The organism is Oleiagrimonas citrea (assembly GCF_012395255.1).
GTDB classification, from domain to species: Bacteria; Pseudomonadota; Gammaproteobacteria; order Xanthomonadales; family Rhodanobacteraceae; genus Oleiagrimonas; species Oleiagrimonas citrea.
On record NZ_JAAZQD010000002.1, the window covers coordinates 427,252 to 447,341 of the forward strand.

General features: G+C 66.7%; 18 protein-coding genes. 6 read left to right on the top strand and 12 right to left on the bottom strand.

The window, feature by feature from the left end:
• Positions 1-33: 33 nt before the first annotated feature.
• Positions 34-972 carry a complex I NDUFA9 subunit family protein gene (locus HF690_RS05975; protein ID WP_168608802.1) on the top strand — a complete coding sequence of 313 codons (939 nt, stop codon included), beginning with the start codon at positions 34-36 and terminating at the stop codon, positions 970-972.
• 40 nt (positions 973-1,012) lie between these two features.
• On the top strand, positions 1,013-2,245 hold the full coding sequence (locus HF690_RS05980) for a multifunctional CCA addition/repair protein (protein ID WP_168608803.1): 1,233 nt from the start codon (positions 1,013-1,015) through the stop codon (positions 2,243-2,245).
• 27 nt (positions 2,246-2,272) lie between these two features.
• Here HF690_RS05980 and HF690_RS05985 read toward each other — a convergent pair whose 3' ends face one another.
• The 5 genes from HF690_RS05985 to HF690_RS06005 all read right to left on the bottom strand — a co-directional run bounded on the left by HF690_RS05985 (position 2,273) and on the right by HF690_RS06005 (position 8,591).
• Complete coding sequence (locus tag HF690_RS05985) at positions 2,273-3,466, bottom strand: class I SAM-dependent methyltransferase (protein ID WP_168608804.1); 1,194 nt, start codon at positions 3,464-3,466, stop codon at positions 2,273-2,275.
• Positions 3,467-3,658: 192 nt separating this feature from the next.
• Positions 3,659-5,812 carry a TonB-dependent receptor gene (locus HF690_RS05990; protein ID WP_168608805.1) on the bottom strand — a complete coding sequence of 718 codons (2,154 nt, stop codon included), beginning with the start codon at positions 5,810-5,812 and terminating at the stop codon, positions 3,659-3,661.
• Between the two features lie 184 nt (positions 5,813-5,996).
• Entirely contained in the window at positions 5,997-6,395 is a 399-nt protein-coding gene (locus HF690_RS05995; protein WP_113064189.1) for a hypothetical protein, read from the bottom strand.
• Positions 6,396-6,401: 6 nt separating this feature from the next.
• Positions 6,402-7,259: a DUF6159 family protein gene (locus tag HF690_RS06000; RefSeq protein WP_113064188.1), complete on the bottom strand. Its 858-nt coding sequence runs from the start codon at positions 7,257-7,259 to the stop codon at positions 6,402-6,404.
• A gap of 36 nt (positions 7,260-7,295) precedes the next feature.
• Positions 7,296-8,591 (bottom strand): mechanosensitive ion channel family protein, encoded by a 1,296-nt coding sequence (locus tag HF690_RS06005; protein ID WP_168608806.1) that lies wholly within the window; start codon positions 8,589-8,591, stop codon positions 7,296-7,298.
• Between the two features lie 60 nt (positions 8,592-8,651).
• On the opposite strand from HF690_RS06005, the gene HF690_RS06010 reads away from it, so the two are divergent.
• On the top strand, positions 8,652-9,404 hold the full coding sequence (locus HF690_RS06010) for a pteridine reductase (RefSeq protein ID WP_168608807.1): 753 nt from the start codon (positions 8,652-8,654) through the stop codon (positions 9,402-9,404).
• A gap of 33 nt (positions 9,405-9,437) precedes the next feature.
• On the opposite strand, the gene HF690_RS06015 is transcribed toward HF690_RS06010, so the two are convergent.
• The 4 genes from HF690_RS06015 to tsaD are packed head-to-tail and all read right to left on the bottom strand — an operon-like array spanning position 9,438 to position 11,803.
• The gene (locus HF690_RS06015) at positions 9,438-9,827 is read right to left on the bottom strand and encodes a lipocalin-like domain-containing protein (protein ID WP_168608808.1); all 390 of its coding nucleotides are present in this window, start codon (positions 9,825-9,827) and stop codon (positions 9,438-9,440) included.
• Positions 9,824-10,354 carry a 2-amino-4-hydroxy-6-hydroxymethyldihydropteridine diphosphokinase gene (gene folK / locus HF690_RS06020; protein WP_168608809.1) on the bottom strand — a complete coding sequence of 177 codons (531 nt, stop codon included), beginning with the start codon at positions 10,352-10,354 and terminating at the stop codon, positions 9,824-9,826. Before folK ends, HF690_RS06015 begins: the two co-directional genes overlap by 4 nt.
• Positions 10,351-10,710: a dihydroneopterin aldolase gene (folB, locus tag HF690_RS06025; RefSeq protein ID WP_113064183.1), complete on the bottom strand. Its 360-nt coding sequence runs from the start codon at positions 10,708-10,710 to the stop codon at positions 10,351-10,353. Before folB ends, folK begins: the two co-directional genes overlap by 4 nt.
• A gap of 55 nt (positions 10,711-10,765) precedes the next feature.
• Positions 10,766-11,803, bottom strand: coding sequence for a tRNA (adenosine(37)-N6)-threonylcarbamoyltransferase complex transferase subunit TsaD (tsaD, locus tag HF690_RS06030; RefSeq protein WP_168608810.1), 1,038 nt, complete (start codon positions 11,801-11,803; stop codon positions 10,766-10,768).
• 62 nt (positions 11,804-11,865) lie between these two features.
• Here tsaD and rpsU point away from each other — a divergent pair, with 62 nt between their 5' ends.
• Both rpsU and HF690_RS06040 read left to right on the top strand, forming a co-directional pair.
• Positions 11,866-12,081 (top strand): 30S ribosomal protein S21, encoded by a 216-nt coding sequence (rpsU, locus tag HF690_RS06035; protein ID WP_043099318.1) that lies wholly within the window; start codon positions 11,866-11,868, stop codon positions 12,079-12,081.
• Positions 12,082-12,229: 148 nt separating this feature from the next.
• Positions 12,230-12,673 (top strand): GatB/YqeY domain-containing protein, encoded by a 444-nt coding sequence (locus HF690_RS06040; RefSeq protein ID WP_113064181.1) that lies wholly within the window; start codon positions 12,230-12,232, stop codon positions 12,671-12,673.
• Here HF690_RS06040 and glnE read toward each other — a convergent pair.
• Positions 12,654-15,554, bottom strand: a complete 2,901-nt coding sequence (glnE, locus tag HF690_RS06045) for a bifunctional [glutamate--ammonia ligase]-adenylyl-L-tyrosine phosphorylase/[glutamate--ammonia-ligase] adenylyltransferase (RefSeq protein WP_168608811.1) — start codon at positions 15,552-15,554, stop codon at positions 12,654-12,656. The two genes, HF690_RS06040 and glnE, sit on opposite strands and share 20 nt — an antisense overlap.
• 167 nt (positions 15,555-15,721) lie before the next feature.
• Between glnE and HF690_RS06050 the strand changes: the two genes are divergently transcribed.
• Positions 15,722-17,695, top strand: coding sequence for an LTA synthase family protein (locus HF690_RS06050; RefSeq protein ID WP_168608812.1), 1,974 nt, complete (start codon positions 15,722-15,724; stop codon positions 17,693-17,695).
• Positions 17,696-17,760: 65 nt separating this feature from the next.
• Here the strand turns inward: HF690_RS06050 and HF690_RS06055 are convergent, their stop codons facing one another.
• Together HF690_RS06055 and groL are read right to left on the bottom strand one after the other, a co-directional pair.
• Positions 17,761-18,315, bottom strand: coding sequence for a YaeQ family protein (locus HF690_RS06055; protein WP_168608813.1), 555 nt, complete (start codon positions 18,313-18,315; stop codon positions 17,761-17,763).
• A 115-nt stretch (positions 18,316-18,430) separates the two neighbouring features.
• A complete protein-coding gene (gene groL / locus HF690_RS06060) occupies positions 18,431-20,089 on the bottom strand; it encodes a chaperonin GroEL (protein ID WP_113064177.1) in 1,659 nt (552 codons plus the stop codon).
• Between the last annotated feature and the right edge of the window lies 1 nt (position 20,090).

The window sequence follows — 20,090 nt, forward strand, 5'->3', positions numbered from 1 at the left end:
GACCGTCGCGCGATCAAGCACAATTCGGCCTACATGAAGACCAAGACTCTCGTTCTGCTCGGTGCGACCGGTTTCGTCGGCCGCTATCTGGTGCCCCGGCTGGCGGCGGACGGTCATCGACTGACCCTGCTCTCGCGCAACCGCGAGCAGCACCGCGCACTGGAAGTGCTGCCCAACGTGCGCGTGCGCAGCGCCTCGGTCCACGAGCGCGGCGTGCTCACCGAGCATTTCCGGGATGCCGACGCCGTGATCAATCTGGTCGGCATTCTCAACGAGACGCGCCACCAGCGCTTCGGCGACGTCCATGTCGCGCTGACCCGCACCGTCATCGAGGCCTGCGGCGATGGCGGCGTGCCTCGCCTGCATCAGATGAGTTCGCTGAAGGCCGGCCAGGGACTGTCGAATTACCTGAAGTCGCGTGGCGAAGCCGAGGCCATCGTGAAAGCCTCGGCGCTGGACTGGACCCTCTACCAGCCGAGCGTGATCTACGGTCTCGGCGATGGTCTGATCTCGCGCTTCCATGCCCTGCTGCGTATGGCGCCGGTGATGCCGCTGGCTCGGCCGGACGCGCTAATGGCGCCGGTCTTCGCCGGCGATGTCGCCGAGGCCATCGCCCGCTGCGTGGCCGACGACACGCTGAGCAGCCGACGCACCTTCGAACTGTACGGTCCAGAGACCTACACGCTGGAACAGATCGTGCGCATGATCCGCGACGCGGCCAGTCTGCGCCGGGCCGTGGTCGGATTGCCGGACACGCTGGGACGCCTGCAGGCACGCGTACTGGGCCTGCTGCCGGGCAAGCCCTTCACGCTGGACAACTTCAAGTCGCTGCGCACGGCCTCGGTCGGCAAACGCGACGGCCTGAAAGAACTGGGCATCAAGCCGCATCATTTCGCGACCCTGCTGCCGATCCTGGTCGCCGACGCAGGACGGCAACGCCAGCTCGACCGCATGCGCCGGCAGCCGCGCTGACCGTCGCTTGCGCGCATCGCGCGCATGGCACAATGCCGGCATGCGCATCTATCTGGTCGGCGGCGCGGTCCGCGACAAGCTGCTCCAACGCCCCGTCGCCGATCGCGACTACGTGGTCGTGGGCGCACGCCCCGAAGAACTGATCGAAGCCGGCTACAAGCCGGTCGGCAGCGATTTCCCGGTGTTCCTGCATCCCGAGAGCGGTGAGGAATACGCGCTCGCGCGCACCGAACGCAAGAGCGGCCGCGGCTACCATGGCTTCACCTTCCACGCCGAACCGACGGTGACACTGGAACAGGACCTGATCCGCCGCGACCTCACCATCAACGCCATGGCCGAGGACGCCGACGGCGCGCTGGTCGATCCCTTCGGCGGCGCGGCCGATCTCGAAGCGCGCGTTTTGCGTCACGTCTCGCCGGCGTTCGCCGAGGACCCGGTGCGCGTGCTGCGCGTGGCCCGCTTCGCCGCGCGCTACGCACCGTTGGGCTTTCGCGTCGCCGGGGAAACCATGGCGCTGATGCAGCGCATGACCGCCGATGGCGAGATCGATCACCTGGTGCCCGAACGCGTCTGGGCCGAGACCCGCAAGGCGCTGCGCGAGCCGCAGCCATCGGCCTTCCTGCAGGTGTTGCGCCAGGCCGGCGCGCTGCGTGTGCTGTTTCCCGAGATCGACGCGCTGTACGGGGTACCGCAGCGCGCCGAATACCATCCGGAAATCGACACCGGCGTGCACGTCGAACTGGTCCTCGACATGGCCGCACGGCTGGCGCCCGGTGACGACCTGGTCGGCTTCTGCGCCCTGGTCCACGATCTTGGCAAGGCGCGCACGCCGGAAGCCGAATGGCCGCGCCACATCATGCACGAACAACGCGGCACCGAACCTGTGCGCGCGCTGGCCAAGCGCCTGAAGCTGCCAACCGACTACCGCGACCTCGGACTGCTGGTCTGCCGCGAGCATCTGCACGCGCACCGCGCGCTGCAGCTGAAACCGAAGACCGTACTCGGCCTGCTGGACAAGCTCGATGCCCTGCGCCGCCCGCAGCGCCTGGAGACGTTCCTGACGGCCTGCGAAGCCGACGCCCGCGGCCGCACCGGCCATGCTGACGACGCCTATCCGCAGGCCGATTTCCTGCGTGCGGCGCGCGCGGCGGCGGTCACGGTCACGGCCGCACCGTTCATCGAACAGGGGCTGCAAGGGCCAGCCATCGGCGAAGCCATGCAGCGTGCCCGCACGCGCGCCATCGCCGAAGTGGAGAAACCCGCAACGGCATGACGCCGCGCGCGGAGGTATCGGACGCGCCTACAGCCGCTGCGAACGGTCCGCCAGACGCACGTCCTCGGGCAGTACGTCGGCCTGCAGACCGCGCGTGAACAGCATCACCTGGAAGCGCTCGCCCATCTCGCCCGGCAGGGTCAGATGCTTGACCTCCTGCGCCAGCGCGTAGCGGGTCTGCTCGTCGGCGGCCTGCGCGTGCGCGGCCTGGAACGCCTCCTGCAAGCCGCTGGCGATCAGAAACTGCGCCTGCGGCAGATACGCCGCCATCTCGAAGCCAGCCTGCACGCCGGCCTCGGCCAGCGCGGTGAAATCGACCGACGCGGTCAGATCCTGCAACCCCGGATAACGCAGCACATCGGCATGCATGCGTTGGCGGTAGAACGCGCGCAGCGTGCCGTCGGTGCGCTCGGAATGGTAGTACTCGGCGCGCGGATAGCCGTAATCGACGAACAGCATCAACCCGGCCTCCAGCGTGCCGGCAACGGCCTGCATCCAGTACGGCAACTGCGGCAGCAGCTCGGAACGGTAGCCCTCGGCGAAACGTCCGCCCAGCGCGCGTTCGAGATGACGCACGGCGCCGGCCACCAGCGGATCGGCCGGACGCGCACTGCGCTGGAAGCGGCCCGCCTCGTCGGCCTCGACGTGCTCCTCGAACACCTCGCCCTCATGCAGGGTGAAGCGCGTGGCAGGCAGCGCATCGATGACTTCGTTGGCGAACAGCACGCCGCGCCATGCCTGTTCCGGCGGCCGCTCCAGCCAGGCCACGCGCGCATGCAGCTTCGGCGGCAGCGCCGCGCGCAGCCGTTCGCCCTGCCGTTCGCGCAGATCCGCGCTCGGCTCGAGGATGCGATAGCGGTAGGGCATCGCGCCGGCGGCGTCGAGCGCCTTGATCGCGGCCTCGGCGAATGCACCACTGCCGCCGCCCAGCTCGATCATCTCGGCCTGCGGACCGAGCTCGCGCAGCGCCGGTGCCAGCGTGTGCGCAACGCACTGCGCAAACAAATCGCCCAGCTCGGGCGCAGTGACGAAATCGCCGGCCGCGCCGAATTTCGGCTTGCCGGCACTGTAGTAGCCCAGTCCCGGCGCATACAGGCAGCGCTCCATGAAGCGCGAGAACGGCATCGGTCCCTGCGCGGCGATTTCCTCGCGCAGGTGTTCGGCCAGCCGTTCGGCGTGGGCGCGTTCTTCGTCGTCGGGTTCGGGCAGGTGGGAATGCATGGATACGGCGTTCGGATTCATCGCCGCAAGGATAGCCGATGCGGGAAGTCCGAGCGGCGGACACGGCCGAGACGAACGCCCGCCGAGCAGAACGAAGGTCCCGTCCGGTCGATTTCTACTGTTCTGATTCCCGGGCGCAGACCGCGCCCGGCACGATGGCCGGACGCGGCGCGCAAACCGCGGGGACGGTGATCAGAAATGCTTCTGCACGGTCAGGTACAGACCGCGACGGGGACCGAATTGCGGCGCACCGACGCCGATGCCACTGCCGTCACGCAGCTCGTAGGTGCGGTCGAGTGCATTGATGACGGCCAGCTGTGTGTGCAGTTTGCCTGTGTCGGCGAAGGTGAAGTCGTGCGACACGCTCAGGTTCAGCTGGAAGTAGTACGGCAGCGAGGCGCCGTTCGGCACGCTGCCGTCCTTGCGCAGACCGCTGCCGAGGATGTAGTTCGCACCGACCGAAGTGGCATCGCCGAAGTCGTAGCTGACACCGCCGGACGAGGCCAGCTTCTGGTCGTGGTCCAGATGAATGTAGTGATCGGCGACGTAGGCCAGGTCTTCGGGCGCGAAGTTGTACTGGCTGGTGATGACGCGCTCGCCCATGGCACGACTCAGCGCCAGGTTGAAGTACGCCGACAGCGGACCCGACGCATAGTTGGCGGTGAACTCCACGCCATGGACGCGGCCCTTGGCGTAGTTGAACGTCGAATACACCAACGCGGCGCCGAACTGGCCTTCGTCCTGCAGGCGGCGGACCTTGCGGTAGTAGGCGTCCAGACCCAGCGTCAGGTTGTTGCCGATGTTCTGCTGCACGCCCAGGTCGAAGTAGTCCGAACGCTGCGACAACGGCGTGTCGTTACCGTTGGCGCCATCCAGCGCATTGGTCGTGCCGGCGAACTTGGCGATGTTGTCGGTGCTGATCAGCTCGGTCGCCGGTGGCGTGAAGTAGCGGGCGTAGCCGGCGTGGACCGTGGTGTTGTCGGTGGCCTGATAGACCACGCCCAGACGCGGGCTGAGCTGGCTCTCGGTGCGGAAGGCCTGGTACTTGTCGCCGCGCAGACCGTAGTTCACGGTCCACTTGTCGCCGATGCTCCATTCGTCCTGCACGTAGGCGGCCCAGGTCTTGGCGATGATGCGGTTGCCGTCGAAGATGTTGATGGGCGTGGTGCTGGTCTGGTTGCCGTTCGCGTCGGCCGGGAACACGTAGGCGTTGTTGGTACTCAGTGCACGCTCGAAACTGCCGTAGAGGCCATAGCGCAGCGTGTTGGTGTCATTGAGCGGCGTGGAGAAGTCGGCCTGCAGCGTGCTGGCGCGGTTGCTGCGGTCGATGGCCGAGCTGACGCCGTTGAACATCAGGTCGCCGATCCTGTCCGGCATGAAGTCCAGGCTGCTGTAGCGCTGGCCCAGCGACACCTGATAGTCGGTCTTGCCCAGCTGCCCCTGCAGGGACAGCACGCCAAAGCGCGTGGTCTCGTTCTGGCGCTCGTTCAGATCCGCCGAATTGAACGCGGTCTGATTCATGTACTGGAACGACGGCTGCTGATCCGGGTTGTTGGGGATCTCGAACCGGTTGTGGGTCACACCGAACATGAAGCTGACGCGGGTGTGATCGTTGACCAGGTAGCTCAGGTCACCGAAGCCCTTCACCTGGTTGGTGTGATCGTGGATCGGCTTGCGGCTGGGCGTCGGGTTCTCGATGCCGACATCGCTCTGCAGATAGTTGGCGGTGCCGAAGAAGCTCCAGCGTCCGTGGCTGCCCCAGACCGAGGCGTTCGGGTTGATGGTGCCGAACGAACCGCCGGTAACGCCGACACTGCCGCCGTTGCCCAGCTCATGGCCGTTCTTGGTGGTGATGTCGACCACTGCCGCAGTGCGCTCGCCGTACTGCGCCGGCAGCGCGCCGTCGAGCAGCTTCACGGTATGGATGATGCGCGTGTCCAGCGTCTGTCCGAATCCGGAGATCGACTCGGGAATGATCACGCCGTTGATGCGGTACTGCAGGTTGCCGTGGTCGCCGCGCACGTGTAGCCCGCCATAGGAATCCTTGACCACGCCCGGCGCCTGCAGCAGCACCTGATTGACCGGCGTCGCGTCGCCCAACGGCAGCTTCTGGATCGCGTGCTGCGTCATCACGTACTGGCTGCTGCCGGTTTCCGGCGACAGGGCATTGCGCGACTGGTCCAGCGTCGTGCTGACCTCGACGGCATTCAGGTCGACGGCCTTCTTCTGCGTCTGGCCGTGGTTGGCGTCCGGAGCCGGCTGGGGAGCGACCGGCTGCGTGGCGGCGAACACGGACGGAGCGGACAGGGCCAGGGCAAGACCCAGGGCAAGCGTGGTTTTCTTCATCGGGACAGATATTCCGGACAAGCGGTGAGAGGGAGCATCGAACTGTAATGTTATAATGTTACATTCACGGTCGGCAAACCCCCATGGCCCGAAAGTCATGGTTGCCCCGCTCACATCGACGCGGCGTCACAAGAAGAGGTATGACCGCGTTCGGCCAGACCAAAGATTTTCGGCAAGTCACGCCTCACACGAGCTGGTCGCGTCCTTGCGCATAGGCGCTCTTCAATATCTCGAGGTCCGGTGCCGAAAGATGAAAGGCGAATATCGGCAGCAGACGCTCGAATTCGTGCGGAAAGAACCATTCACTGAATCGATGCCAGCATGTCCGGTCATCGGGAAGGTGTTCGTAGAAAGCGCATACAGCTGCCGTCGACGCATCGTTGGGCAAACGGCCCGAACGGTCCGAACAGCACCAGTCAGCGAAACGCAGAGTCCGCCGTATTGATGACGCATCCTTACGCCGAACGGCCTCATCGAAAGCAAGCTTCAGCTCGATCCAGAGCGCCATCGGCGTGCGGGCCTGCTCGATGCAGACCCGCAACTCTGGAAGCTCGATCAGCGCCTGACGGCGCCACGCACTCACGAACGATCAACGCTTGCTGCGAAACGCCTGATCCAGCAGCGCCTGATCGAAACCGTTGCCGGCATCGCCGTATTCGGCGTAGCGGTACAGGGCGGCAGCGTAGATGCCCTGCAAGGCCGACTGGATCAGCGCCAGCGCGATGAAGGCCAGCACGCCGAGCACGGCCAGCACGGGGATCAGCACCGCCGCATGCAGCGAGACGCTGAACGTGATGCCGGCGAATAGCGCTACCACGATCAGCATGAAGCCCAGCGAAAACACCACGCTGATTCCGGCGTTGCCGATGATGTTCTCGCCCCAGGTCTGCTTGAGCAGCTGCGTGCTGCGCTTGACCGCTTCATACGGCCCGACATCGGTCGCCGCCAGCACCGGCACCACCAGGAAGGTCGCCACGGTCCAGGCAAGTCCGACCAGACCGATCAACAGACGGCCGATCAGCCCCAGCCGTTCCTGCAGCATGCGCAGCACCATGCCCACGGTGGAGGCGATCAGCGCGTAACCGAGAATCTGCGGCCACTTCGAGGCGGCCAGACGCAGCCCGTCGCCGACGCTCGGACGCTCGCCGTTCATGCAGGCCATCGCCGAGCCCACCAACGCGGTATTGAAGAAGAAGATCACGCTGTATTGCACGACGTAGAACACGAACAGGCCGATGTAGAACCCGCTCGAATGCTGCATCGATTGCACCGGCGCGCTGCCGGAATGCGCCTCGAACGCGGCGAAGACCGGCGCGGCGAAGCTTGCCAGCACCAACAGGCAGCACAGCCCCGAAAGCAATGGAAACACCAACAGACGGCGCTCCCGATTGAGCATGCCGGCACTGGCCTTGGCCAGCGCCCAGCTGCGTGCGAATCGTCCAGCCATCACTCCTCCCCCGCGCATCCCGCGCTACGTACTTGTCTACCCGCCATTGTGCGCATCGCGCGGAGGCGAATCCAGTCGTGCATGCGTGTCGCCCGAACCGCCATCCTCGCCCATGCGCCCGAGACCGGCACGCATGTCGCGGCCCGTGGGCTGCTGGAACAGCGCCAGGCCGAACTCGGGAAGGATCGCCATCAGGTGATCGAAGATGTCGCCCTGGATGCCCTCGTACTCGACCCAGGCCGTGGTGTTGGTGAAGCAATACACCTCCACCGGGATGCCCGCAGGCGTCGGATCGAGCACGCGCACCATGCAGGTCAACTCGTGATTGATGTGCGGATGCGCCTGCAAGTAGGCCAGCGCATAGGCGCGGAACGTGCCGAGATTGGTCAGACGCCGCTGGTTGACCGGCACGTTGCCCGGATCGCCCAGCGCGCTGTTCCATTCAGCCAGCTCGTCCTGCTTCCTTTGCAGGTAGTCCTTGAGCAGGCGGAAACGGCAGAGGTGCTTTTTCTCGTCGTCGCGGAGGAACCGCGCGCTACCGGCATCCAGATAGATCGCCCGTTTGATGCGCCGCGCACCGGCGTCCTGCATACCACGCCAGTTCTGGAACGAATCGGAGATCAACCGCCAGGTGGGAATGGTGGTGATGGTCTTGTCCCAGTTCTGCACCTTCACCGTGTGCAAGGCGATGTCGATGACGTCGCCGTCGGCGTTGAACTGCGGCATGGATATCCAATCGCCCACGCGAAGCATGTCGTTGGTGGCGATCTGCACGCTGGCGACGAGGCTGAGGATGGTGTCCTTGAACACCAACAGCAGCACCGCCGAAATCGCGCCCAGCCCGGACAGCAGCAGCAGCGGCGAGCGACCGACCAGCGTCGCGATGATGATGATCGCGCCGACCACGAACAGCATGATCTTGACCAGCTGCACATAGCCCTTGATCGAGCGCATGCGCCCATGCGGCGTCTTCTGGTAGAGCGCCTCCAGCGCGTTGAACACGGCGCTGAGCGCGAGGAAACCGTAGACCGCGGTCATCGCCAGCGCCAGTCGCTGGATGCCGGCGTCCCAATCGTCCGGCACGTTCGGTACAAGCTTGATGCCGAACTGGATCACAAGCATCGGCACGACCTGGGCCAGGCGCTTGAACACGCCGGCATCGACCATTTCATCGTCCCAGTGCCAGACCGTGCGCCGCGTCACCGCGCGCACCAGCCGCAGCAGCACGCGACGGGTGACGATGTTGGTCAGCCACGCCAACAAGACCAGGCCGAGGGAATACCACACGGTCAGCGCGAACGGCGAATCGAGCCAGTCTTTGATCTGTTCCATCGAAAAGCGGGACACTTGCGGATAAAGGCAAGAGCATAGCCACACAGGTGCGCACATCCAATGCAGACCCATGACGATTCCCGCCCCGTCGCCCTGATCACCGGCGCCGCTCGCCGCATCGGCGCCGGCATCGCACGGCACCTGCATGCCGCCGGATACGATCTGCTGCTGCACTATCGCAACTCGGACGACGCCATGCGGACGCTGTGCGCGGATCTGCAGGCGGCGCGCGCGGACTCCGTGCACGCCGTCGCCGCCGACCTCGCCGAGGCACAGGCCGCGAAGACGCTGGTCGACGCCGCCATGCAGCGCTTCCACCGGCTCGACGCACTGGTCAACAATGCCTCGGCCTTCTTTGCCTCGCCCCTGGAAGACACCACGGCAGCGCAGTGGGACACGCTGTTCGCGGTCAATGCTCGCGCGCCGTTCCTGCTGTGCCAGGCCGCCGCGCCAGCGCTGCGCGAGCGGTGCGGCGCCATCGTCAACCTCACCGACCTGCACGCCGCACGACCGCGCCCCGACCTGCTGGCCTATGCCGCCTCCAAGGCCGCGCTGGAAGCCCTGACCCGAGGCATGGCCACGACACTCGGCCCGGACGTGCGCGTCAACGCCGTCGCGCCGGGCGCGATCCTGTGGCCCGAGGACGAAAGCGATCCGGCTGCGCGCGAAGCCATGCTTGCCCACACGCCGCTCGGCCGCATCGGCCGCGTCGAGGAAATCGCCGAAAGCGTACGCTGGCTGCTGATGGATGCCGGATTCGTGACCGGCCAGATTCTGCGCGTCGATGGCGGACGCGACGCGCACTGGGCGTGACCCTCCGCCGGATCGGGCATTGCGCCCGGGGTCTCAGGCCCGCCGCCAGACCAGCGTCACGCGTTCCTTCAACCCCACTCCAGAAAGCCACAGCCGCCCCTCTGCATCCATCGTCACAGCGCGCTCGGCGGGCACGCCGATGATGGCCGGCGCGCTGGACTGCAGCGGCGTGTGCACGACACGGCCGTGCTCGAGGTCCAGCACATAGGTGCCGGTGTAGAAGTTGGACTCGCGGGCGCGGTCCTCCGGCGTCGGATCGGGCAGCGGATCGCGGTTCTGCGCGACGCTGACATAGCCGTCATCGGTGTAGATCAGCGTGCCGCTCTGCCTCCCTGGCCAGACGAAATCCTCACCGTCGGCGCGATGCACGACGAAGCGCTCCAGGGTCCAGACACCAACCAGATCCTGCTTGCGCAACGTCATGAGCCGGATACCTGTTTGCTGGCGGAAGCGCCCGTCGCGGCAGGTTCCAGCGCGCAGACCTCGAAGGCGCGCTCGTAATCCGGGTGCACGGCCCACAGCTGCGCTAGCGTGCGGCCATCGCCCGGCACCACGGTCTCAGGCGCAATGTCGACCAGCGGCTTCAGCACGAAAGCATGGCGAAGTTCGTCACGCGGAATCTGCAGGTGACCCGGACCGCGCACGACGCGGTCGCCGAACAGCACAATGTCGATGTCCAGCGTGCGACTGGAAAAACGCGGTCCGTCGCGGCGGCGACCCTCGGCGTCCTCCAGCGCGTGCAGCCAGGCGTTCAACGCTTCCGGCTCCAGGTCGGTATCGAGACCGACGCCGAGATTGAGGAACGCCGCACCCTCGAAGCCCACGGACGCAGTACGGTAGGTCGGCGAGATGCGCAGTGCGCCGAAACGCTCGCGCAGCGCCGTCAGCGCCGCACGCAGGTGGCGCTCGGGCTCGATATTACTGCCCAGACTGAGAAGAACCGCGGTCATTCGGGACGCGTACCGCGCTCGATCTGCACGCCGACGGCCTTGGCGCCGCGCACCGCGCCCGGCTTGCGCAGCCGAAGCTTCAGCCAGGTCACGCCGAATTCCTCGCGCACGATCTGCGCGCAGCGTTCGGCCAGGGTCTCGACCAGCCCGAAGTCGGAACCTTCGACGAACTCGATCAGACGCTTGGATACCGCCTTGTAGTTCAGCGCGTCATCGATGTTGTCGGTGGCGGCCGGCGCGGTGTTGTCGAACGCCATGTCCAGATCCAGTGTCACCGTCTGGCGCACCATCCGCTCCCACTCGTAGATGCCAATGATGGTGTCGATCTTGAGTCGTTCGATGAAGACGATATCCATGCCCTTCCTCGGATGCAGTGGTGCGTTGCAGGCCGGACAGTGTAGCGGCAAGCGCTCAGGCGGTCGGCACCGGCTCCAGCGTTTCCAGGCTCCAGCGCGGCTGCACGCGGATCTGCGGCCCCTGCTCCTGCCCGGCGGCCAGCCGGATGGCGCCGGCCAGCGCGATCATCGCGCCGTTGTCGGTGCAGAACTCCAGCCGCGGGAAGTGCACGCTGAAGCCCTCGCGCTCGCCGGCCTCGGCCAGCTGCGCGCGCAGGCGGCGGTTGGCACCGACGCCGCCGGCGATGACCAGACGCGACATGCCGGTGGCTTCCAGCGCGCGCCGGCACTTGATCGCCAGCGTCTCGACGATGGCCTGTTCGAAACCGCTGGCGACATCGGCGCGGGTCTGTTCGCTGCGATCGCTCTTGTTCCAGGCCAGCAGCACCTGCGTCTTCAGGCCCGAGAAACTGAAATCCAGACCGGGTCGGTCGGTCATCGGACGCGAGAAATGGAAGGCGCCCGGATCGCCCTTCAGCGCCTCCGCGGCCAGCGCCGGGCCGCCCGGGTACGGCAGCCCCATCAGCTTGGCAGTCTTGTCGAAGGCCTCGCCGGCGGCGTCGTCCAGGGTGTCGCCCAGCACCTCGTAGTCGCCAATGCCGCGCACCGCGACCAGCATCGAGTGGCCGCCGGACACCAGCAGCGCCACGAACGGCGGCTGCGGCGGATCGGGTTCCAGCAGCGGCGCCAGCAGATGCCCTTCCATGTGGTGCACGCCGATGGCCGGCAGATCCAGCGCCCAGGCCATCGCGCGCGCCGCGCTGGCGCCGACCAACAGCGCGCCGACCAACCCCGGCCCGGCCGTGTAGGCCACGCCGCCAAGATCGCGCATGCCCAGCCCGGCACGATCCAGCGTCTCGCGCACCAGCGGCAGCAGCTTGCGCACGTGATCGCGGCTGGCCAGTTCCGGCACCACACCGCCGTAATCGGCGTGCAGTTTCACCTGCGAGTACAGCGCATGGGCCAGCAGACCGCGCCCCGGCTGATACACAGCCACCCCGGTCTCATCGCAGGACGATTCGATGCCCAACACAGGCTTTGAAAATTTGCTCATGTACACGTTATACTTCGCGGCTCGCCCGATTTCAGCGGGCCAGTTTACCAAGTGGAGATTCCATGCCCAGCGTCAAAGTCCGCGAGAACGAGCCGTTTGAGCTCGCCCTGCGTCGCTTCAAGCGTACCTGCGAAAAGGCCGGCGTGCTCGCCGAAACCCGCAAGCGGGAGTATTACGAGAAGCCGACTCAGGAGCGCAAGCGCAAGCGCGCGGCTGCGGTGAAGCGTCACCTGCGCCGCCTGTCGCGCGATACCGCGCGCCGCACGCGTCTGTACTGAGCATCAGGCAGCCTGCGCGCGGCTGATTCGCCCGACCGCTTCGGCGGCGCGGTGACACCGAGCCCTGCGCACAACATGCCTGCATTGGCCGGTGTCGAGATCTCGACACCGGCTTTTCGCGTTTGCAGTCTTTCACCAGGAAAACCTCATGACCCTGAAATCCCGGCTTACCGAAGACATGAAGACCGCCATGCGCAGCGGCGACAAGCCGCGCCTGGGCGTCATTCGCCTGATCAACGCCGCCATCAAGCAGCGGGAAGTCGACGAGCGTGTCGAGCTGGATGAAGCTCAGGTGCTGGGCGTACTGGAGAAGATGCTCAAGCAGCGCCGAGATTCCGTCAGCCAGTACGAAAGCGCCGGGCGCGAGGATCTCGCTGAAACCGAGCGTTTCGAGATCGGCGTGATCGAGGCCTACCTCCCGGCCCAGCTGGACGAAGCAGAATTGACGGCCATGATTGACGCTGCCATCGCCGAGACCGGCGCCGAGTCCATGCGCGACATGGGCAAGGTCATGGCCCTGCTGAAGGAGCGTGCCGCCGGCCGCGCCGACATGGGCAACGTGTCCAAGCAGCTCAAGCAGCGCCTGGGCTGACGCCGCCCCAAGTTGGTGGACCGGCGTCTTCCGACGCCTCGAAGTCGAACCCCAGCGCCTCCGCCGTACGCATCACGGCTTCGCAATGACGCTCGATCGACGCCGACCGCGGCAACAGCCGCGGTCGGTTGTCGAGCGTGCACTCCAGCGAACGCTGCAGGAGCGCCTCGTGCGCGGCATGCAGAACTTCCGCCTGCGCGCCGTCGAGCAGCCCCTCCGCCGCGCAGGCATCGATCAACGCCGCATTGGCCGTGTGCTGCAGCAGCGCCGGGTGTTTCGACGCATGGGACAGCACCAGCCCCTGCAGCAGAAATTCGATATCCAGCAGCGCACCGGCACCCTGCTTCAGATCCAGCTGCATCGCATGTGAGCGGTCACGCTCCCGCCGCCAGCGACGTCGCATTTCCCGCACTTCATCGCGCACCCGCTCTGGATCGCGAGGCTGCAACAGCACGTCACGCCGCACCGTGCGCAGACGCTCACCGAGCGCCGCATCGCCCGCCACCGGCCGCGCGCGCAGCAGCGCCTGGTGTTCCCAGGTCCAGGCCCGCCCGCGCTGGTAGGCGTCGAAGGCCTCCAGACTGGTGACAAGCATGCTCTTGGCGCCATCCGGCCGCAGACGCGCATCGACCTCGTACAACCGACCGGCGCGGGTCAGCACGGACAGCCAGTGCATCACCCGCTGCGCCAGCCGCTGATACCAGCGCACGCCGTCCAGCGACCGCGCACCGTCGCTGCGCTGCTGCGCGCGCTCGCCGTCGAACACGAACACCAGATCCAGGTCCGAGGCGAACCCCAGCTCATCGCCGCCCAGACTGCCGTAGCCGAGCACGCTGAAACCGGAGCCCTCGCCGGGCAGACGGCCATGCTGGGCCACCAGCTCGCGCTCGGCCAGCGCCAGCACTGCGCCGACGGTCTCGGCCGCAAGCCCCGCCAGGCGCCGCGCACAGGCGACCGCGTCCGCGCGACCATCGCTGAACGCCAACCCCAGTCGGAACGCCAGACTGGCCTTCAATTCGTTGATACGCTCCAGATCGCCCTCGGCATCGCGCACGTCCAGCGCCTTGAGCGCGCGGGCGATCTCGTCGGCAATGTCGGCACGCTTGAGCGGCAGGTGCTCCATGCGCGGATCGAATACGTCGTCCAGCAGCAGCGGCTGCGCGATCACGCACTCGGCCAGGAAGGCGCGCTCGGCGAACAGCTGCGCCAGCCGCTTGCGCGCGGCCGGCTGCTCTTCCAGCAACGACAGGTAGGACGAGCGCCGCGCCACCGCCTGTACCAGCCGGGTCAGACGGCGCAGACAGATCTCCGGCGCCGCGGTCGCGCGGGCGGCGGCGATCAACTGCGGCATCAATCGCTCCAGCCGCTCGCGACTGCGCGCCGACATCGCACGCACGGTGGCAGCCTGGGGCAGCTTGTTGAGGGCATCGGCCAGCGTCTGCGCGTCGGACAGACCGCTGTCCCGCAGCCGCTCCGGGGTCAGCACCTGCTCGGTGGCCGCACGCCACAGCGCGGTGTCGTCCGCCGGCGCCGCGGCGTGCGCACCGGCCTCGGGCACCAGCACCGCGTGGAATTCCTCGGTGACCGCGGCGCGATGCTGCGCCAGCTCGGTCGCCAGCGCCGCCCAGTCCGCATAGCCCAGTCCCAACGCGAGTCGCTCGCGCAGCATCGGGTCGTCGGGCACGTCGTGGGTCTGTGCATCGCGCAGCATCTGCACGCGATTCTCCAGATGTCGCAGAAAGGCCCACGACTCGCGCAGCCGTCGCACACGCCGCCCCGGGATGTACCCGTGCGCCTCGCAGGCGTCCAACGCCGGGACCAGACCGCGCACACGCAGCGACGGATCACGGCCACCGCGGATCAGTTGCTCCAACTGCACCACGAATTCGATCTCGCGAATGCCGCCCGGCCCTTGCTTCAGATTCTCCGACAGGTCCTTGCGCGCCACCTCGGCATCGATGCGCGCCTTCATGTCGCGCAATCCGGCAAAGGCGGTGTAATCGAGGTACCTGCGGTACACGAACGGACGCAGCATCTGCAGCAGGACCTTGCCCGCGCTGCGGTCGCCGGCCACCGGACGGGCCTTGATCCAGGCGTAACGTTCCCAGTCGCGCCCTTCGCGCTGGTAGTACTGCTCCATCGCCGAGAAAGGCAGTGCCAGGCGGCCTGCGCTGCCGAACGGACGCAGGCGCAGATCGACGCGGGCGACGATGCCCTGCTCGGTCGGCTCGGCCAGCAGACGCACGAACTGCCGACCCACGCGCGCGAAATATTCGCCGTTGTCGAGACTGCGATGACCGTCGCTCTGGCCCGACTCGGCATAGCTGAGGATCAGATCGACGTCGGAAGAGAAATTCAGCTCGTTGCCGCCGAGCTTGCCGAAACCCAGCACCACCAGCCTCTGCGCTTCGCCCTCGACGTTACGCGCCACGCCGAAACGCTCCGCGATGTGCGCCTCTGACCAGACCAGCGCGCGCTGGAGCAGCGCCTCGTACAACGCGCTGGTATCGCCGAGCGTGTCGCTGAGCGCATCCAGCCCGTTGGCGTCGCGGAACACCAGGCGCATCGCCTCGGCATCGCGGAACTCGCGCAAGGCCCGCATGCACCCGGCCTCATCCTCGGGCAGATGCAGTTTTTCTGCGCGGGTCGCGACATCGCCCCCGCCACGCAGCCAGTCGAGCCCGGCCGCGCCGAGCAAGTGCGGCTGGCGCATCAGCACCTCGCCGGCGAAATCGCTGACCAGCAGCATGCGGCGGATGCGCTCGGCGACGCCGGCATCATCCTGAACCGTGACGCCGGCCGTGCGGCAACGGGCGATGATTTCGGCGTAACGCTCGGCCACCCGGCTCTCGAGCGATTGCGGCAACGGAATGGTGCTCATGCGCGCATTATCGCCTGCATGGCGGCGCACGCCAGCACCTGAACGGCCGCATACCGGCGTTTCGTTCGTGATCTGGCGTTCATGTCCGTATCGTTACATTTACACTTCAGTATGCTTGCAGAGATGCGCCACGACGGCGCACGGCAAGCCACGATGCGGGTTCGTCCATGACACATTCCGTACACATCAAGCCCCTGGCGCAGTGGTCGCCGTGGTCGAAGGCGGGGCTTCTCGTCGTGCTGTCGGCGCTGTTCGTGCTGGCCACGAGCCTGCTTGATGGCGGTGCCGGGGTCGCACCGCGCGCGCTATGGAGTTCCCCGGCCTGGGCGCACTGGTGGGCCGCGCCCTGGCGCATGATCGCCAATGCGCTGCCCGGCCTGCTGCTGGCACTGTTCCTGCTGGTGCTGATGCGCAAGGCGCTGCTGGCCTTCGTGCTCGCCCTCGGCGCGGAAGCACTGGTGTTCGGCGTCAATGCGCTCAAGGTCGCCAACCTCGGCTCGCCGTTGATGCCGGCCGATTTCCAGATGGTCGGACAGATGGGCGACGGCGGCGGCGAACTGCTCAGCGGCTACCTGCCGCACAGCGCATGGCCGTATCTGCTGATCCTCGGCGGCATCGTGCTGCTGGCAGCACTGATCCGCTACGAGCCACGGCTGCTACAGCGCCGTTCGCGCCACCGGCTCGCCGGCGGCATGATCGCGTTCGCGCTGCTGGGCACCCTCGCGCTCGGCCTTTCTTCCTGGTCCGTGGTCTACAGCCGCGGCACGCTGGGCATGCAGCCGTGGTCGGCCAAGGCCACCGCCAAGCACACCGGCCTGATCAGCTCGCTGATGCTGTTCCGCCTGCAGTACAGCGCGGAAAAGGACAAGCCCAACGTCGGCGACGCACTGCAGATGATGGCCAGCTACGACCCGGCGATCCAGCGCGCGAAATCCGCGGACAACGCGGCGGCCGACAACGACGGCAAGCCCGACATCGTCGTCATTCTCAGCGAGTCGTTCTTCGACCCGACCATCCTCAACGGCTATCCGCAGGGCACCGATTTCATGCCCAACCTGCGGCGACTGGCCCGGCACGGCGTGTCCGGCGAGATGCATTCGCCGACTTTCGGCGGCGGCACCATCCGCACCGAGTTCGAAGTGCTCACCGGCCTGCCGCTTCGCTACTTCCCGGATATCCAGTTCCCGTACCTGCAGATCCACAGCAAGACCATTCCCGGCATCGTGCGGCTGCTGAAGCAGCACGGCTACGAGACCCTGGCCGTGCACGGCAACGACCCGGGCTTCTGGAACCGCTCCACGGCGTTCAAGGCGCTGGGCTTCGACCGCTTCGTCTCGCAGAACGACTTCCCGCCGAACGATGCGGTGCACGACGGCAAGTACATGTCCGACAAGTCGTTCACCGACGAGCTGCTGCGTCAGCTGCCGGCCGACGGACCGCCGCGCTTCGTGCTCGGCATCAGCATCGAGGCACACGGGCCGTACAACCAGGATTTCGGCATCGACACCAAGGTGCGCGACGCCATTCCGGTGCCGCCGACGGTGACGGGACAGGCCAAGGTCGAGCTGCAGAACTACATCTACCACATCCGCCATGCCGACCAGCAGCTGGGCCGCCTGGCCGACACGCTGGCCCAGCGCAAGCGGCCGACGCTGATCGTGTTCTTCGGCGATCACCTGCCGGCCATCGTGCCGGCGTTCCAGCAGGCCGGCTTCCGCAACGGCCAGGGCTTCCTGGTACAGACCGTACCGTACCTGCTGATCGACACCTCGCGCCTGAAGACGGGCAAGCCGGTCGAAAAGAACGTGGCCGCGTGGGAACTGCCGGGCATGCTACTGGCGCGCACCGCGATCCACGACAACTACTTCGCGCTGACGCAGCTGGTCGCGCCGAAGCTCGCCGCGCTCACGCGCGCACCGGACGCGCCGAAACCGGACGAAGACGCCGATCAGAAGCAATTGGACAAGGGCATGACCAACATCGCCCGCCTGCGCCTGAAGGGCAAACTCGACGATGCGCTGTGGGCGAAGGCCGCGACGATGGCCTCGCCGTCGACGCCTTCGGAACACGCCCGGACCGCCGCCGACACGATGCCGAACGCCCAGCCGCAGGCGGCGACACCATCGGTCTCCTCACCCTGACCCCTTCGAACAGCGACCGGCGGACGCGGCTCGATATCCGCGTCCGTCGCCGCGATGACCGGGAGTCAGGCCACCGCGTAGTCGCCCATGCGCGCATCCAGCCGCACCGCCAGCGTGCGGTCGCCATCGATGAGCTGCAATTCGCCGTCCTGGATCAGGCACTGCCAGCGCATGCCGCGATCGCAGCGCGCGACCAGCTGCTCCAGCGTCGAGGCATCCACGTCCAGCACACACAGATTGCGGTGACGCCGCAGCGTCGCGCCGACGCGCGCCCACCACAGCTCTGCGGCATGCCCGCCGTAATTGATCACCACCACCTGCTGCGACCGACCGCAGGCCTTGCGCACGCGAGCCTCGTCCGGCTCGCCGACGTCGATCCACAGCTCGATCGCCTCGCTGTAGTCCTTACGCCACAGCGCCGGCTCGTCGTCATCGCTGAGGCCGCGACCGAACCGCAGCCGGTCATCGGCGTACAGCGCGAATGCCAGCAGCCGCACCATCATGCGCTGTTCAGTCTCCGACGGATGACGGGCAACGGTCAGCGCGTGGCTGGCGTAGTAATGCCGATCCATGTCGCTGATCGACAGTTCGGCCTTGTGGATGGTGGAGCTGAGCGCCATGCGCGTGGATTTCCCGGGACAATCCACCATTGTACGCCGCCACACCCACGGAAACCGGGCAAAGAAAAACCCCGCCGAAGCGGGGTTTTTCGTGTCGCAGGTCGAATGACCGGGCTTACATCATGCCGCCCATGCCACCCATACCGCCCATGCCACCCATGCCGCCGGCACCGGCGCCGGCATCGGCGCTGTCGTCCTTCGGCAGTTCGGCCACGACGGCCTCGGTGGTGATGGCCAGACCGGCGACCGAGGAAGCGTTCTGCAGCGCCGAACGCGTGACCTTGGTCGGGTCCAGGATGCCGAATTCGATCATGTCGCCGAATTCGCCGGTGGCGGCGTTGTAGCCGAAGTTGCCCTTGCCTTCCTTCACCTTGTTCAGCACCACGCTGGCTTCTTCGCCGGCATTGCTGACGATTTCGCGCAGCGGCGCTTCCAGGGCGCGACGGGTGATGGCGATGCCGTGGTTCTGGTCGACGTTGTCGCCGGTCAGACCCTCGACCGCGGACAGCGCACGGATCAGGGCGACGCCGCCGCCCGGGACCACGCCTTCCTCGACGGCCGCACGCGTGGCGTGCAGGGCGTCCTCGACGCGCGCCTTCTTCTCCTTCATCTCGACCTCGGTGGCGGCACCGACCTTGATGACGGCCACGCCGCCGGCCAGCTTGGCCACGCGCTCCTGCAGCTTCTCGCGGTCGTAGTCCGAGGAGGTCTCCTCGATCTGCGCCTTGATCTGGCCGATGCGGGTCTGGATCTTCTCGGCTTCACCGGCGCCATCGATGATGGTGGTGTTTTCCTTGGTGATGACGACGCGCTTGGCACGGCCCAGATCGTTGATCGTGGCCTTCTCCAGCTGCAGACCGACTTCCTCGGAGATGACCTGACCGGAGGTCAGCACGGCCATGTCTTCCAGCATCGCCTTGCGACGATCACCGAAGCCCGGCGCCTTGACGGCGGCGACCTTGACGATGCCGCGGATGGTGTTGACCACCAGCGTGGCCAGCGCCTCGCCCTCGACTTCCTCGGCGACGATCAGCAGCGGCTTGCCGGCCTTGGCGACGGCCTCGAGCACCGGCAGCAGGTCACGCACGTTGGAGACCTTCTTGTCGTGCAGCAGGATGAACGGGTCTTCCATCTCGACCTGCTGGCTCTGCTGGTTGTTGATGAAGTACGGCGACAGGTAGCCGCGGTCGAACTGCATGCCCTCGACCACGTCCAGCTCGTTGTCCAGGCCCGAGCCTTCCTCGACCGTGATCACGCCTTCCTTGCCGACCTTCTTCATGGCCTCGGCGATGATGTCGCCGATGTTGGCGTCGGAGTTGGCCGAGATGGTGCCGACCTGGGCGATCGCCTTGTCGTCGGCGGTCGGGTTGGACAGGTTCTTCAGCTCGCCGACGGCCGCGGTCACGGCCTTGTCGATGCCGCGCTTCAGATCCATCGGGTTCATGCCGGCGGCGACCGCCTTCATGCCCTCGCGGATGAACGCCTGCGCCAGCACGGTGGCGGTGGTGGTGCCGTCACCGGCGATGTCGGACGTCTTGGAAGCGGCTTCCTTGACGATCTGCGCACCGAGGTTCTCGAGCTTGCCTTCCAGCTCGATTTCCTTGGCGACGGACACGCCGTCCTTGGTGATGGTCGGGGCGCCGAAGCTCTTCTCGAGCACGACGTTGCGGCCCTTCGGACCCAGCGTGACCTTGACCGCGTTGGCGAGCGTGTTCACGCCCTTGAGCAGATGCGCGCGGGCGTCTTCGCCGAAACGTACTTCTTTAGCTGCCATG

What these genes read in the sequence shown, in the direction of transcription:
- rpsU (WP_043099318.1), top strand. Translation starts at nt 11,866, where the DNA reads ATGCCCAGCGTCAAAGTCCGCGAGAACGAGCCGTTTGAGCTCGCCCTG.
- HF690_RS05975 (WP_168608802.1), top strand. Translation starts at nt 34, where the DNA reads ATGAAGACCAAGACTCTCGTTCTGCTCGGTGCGACCGGTTTCGTCGGC.
- HF690_RS06005 (WP_168608806.1), bottom strand. Translation starts at nt 8,591, where the DNA reads ATGGAACAGATCAAAGACTGGCTCGATTCGCCGTTCGCGCTGACCGTG.
- HF690_RS05980 (WP_168608803.1), top strand. Translation starts at nt 1,013, where the DNA reads ATGCGCATCTATCTGGTCGGCGGCGCGGTCCGCGACAAGCTGCTCCAA.
- folK (WP_168608809.1), bottom strand. Translation starts at nt 10,354, where the DNA reads ATGACCGCGGTTCTTCTCAGTCTGGGCAGTAATATCGAGCCCGAGCGC.
- HF690_RS06010 (WP_168608807.1), top strand. Translation starts at nt 8,652, where the DNA reads ATGCAGACCCATGACGATTCCCGCCCCGTCGCCCTGATCACCGGCGCC.
- HF690_RS06050 (WP_168608812.1), top strand. Translation starts at nt 15,722, where the DNA reads ATGACACATTCCGTACACATCAAGCCCCTGGCGCAGTGGTCGCCGTGG.
- tsaD (WP_168608810.1), bottom strand. Translation starts at nt 11,803, where the DNA reads ATGAGCAAATTTTCAAAGCCTGTGTTGGGCATCGAATCGTCCTGCGAT.
- HF690_RS06015 (WP_168608808.1), bottom strand. Translation starts at nt 9,827, where the DNA reads ATGACGTTGCGCAAGCAGGATCTGGTTGGTGTCTGGACCCTGGAGCGC.
- folB (WP_113064183.1), bottom strand. Translation starts at nt 10,710, where the DNA reads ATGGATATCGTCTTCATCGAACGACTCAAGATCGACACCATCATTGGC.
- HF690_RS06040 (WP_113064181.1), top strand. Translation starts at nt 12,230, where the DNA reads ATGACCCTGAAATCCCGGCTTACCGAAGACATGAAGACCGCCATGCGC.
- groL (WP_113064177.1), bottom strand. Translation starts at nt 20,089, where the DNA reads ATGGCAGCTAAAGAAGTACGTTTCGGCGAAGACGCCCGCGCGCATCTG.
- HF690_RS05990 (WP_168608805.1), bottom strand. Translation starts at nt 5,812, where the DNA reads ATGAAGAAAACCACGCTTGCCCTGGGTCTTGCCCTGGCCCTGTCCGCT.
- glnE (WP_168608811.1), bottom strand. Translation starts at nt 15,554, where the DNA reads ATGAGCACCATTCCGTTGCCGCAATCGCTCGAGAGCCGGGTGGCCGAG.
- HF690_RS06000 (WP_113064188.1), bottom strand. Translation starts at nt 7,259, where the DNA reads ATGGCTGGACGATTCGCACGCAGCTGGGCGCTGGCCAAGGCCAGTGCC.
- HF690_RS06055 (WP_168608813.1), bottom strand. Translation starts at nt 18,315, where the DNA reads ATGGCGCTCAGCTCCACCATCCACAAGGCCGAACTGTCGATCAGCGAC.
- HF690_RS05985 (WP_168608804.1), bottom strand. Translation starts at nt 3,466, where the DNA reads ATGCATTCCCACCTGCCCGAACCCGACGACGAAGAACGCGCCCACGCC.